Raw genomic sequence first — 223 nt, 5'->3', positions numbered from 1 at the left:
GACGGTGGCGCACTCCTCGTCAAGCCCGGAGGCACCGCCTACCTCGAAGACAGCAACCTGTTCAACAACAACGCCAGCGGCAACGGCGGCGCCATCGCCAACTTCGGCCGCGTCTTCCTCGACCACACCACCGTGGAAAACAACCACGCCAAGGGCAGCGGCGGCGGCATCTTCAACGCCGGCATCCTCAGGATCAAGGAATCCCACATCACCAACAACACCG

At 63.2% G+C, this 223-nt stretch carries 1 pseudogene; it reads left to right on the top strand.

Annotation, left to right across the window (positions count from 1 at the left end):
* Positions 1-223, top strand: a pseudogene (locus tag SNR22_RS29290) (hypothetical protein); the annotation flags it as partial.

It is taken from the genome of Micromonospora sp. RTGN7 (assembly GCF_033804645.1).
GTDB lineage: Bacteria > Actinomycetota > Actinomycetes > Mycobacteriales > Micromonosporaceae > Micromonospora.
This window is presented reverse-complemented; position numbering and strand designations above follow the sequence as displayed.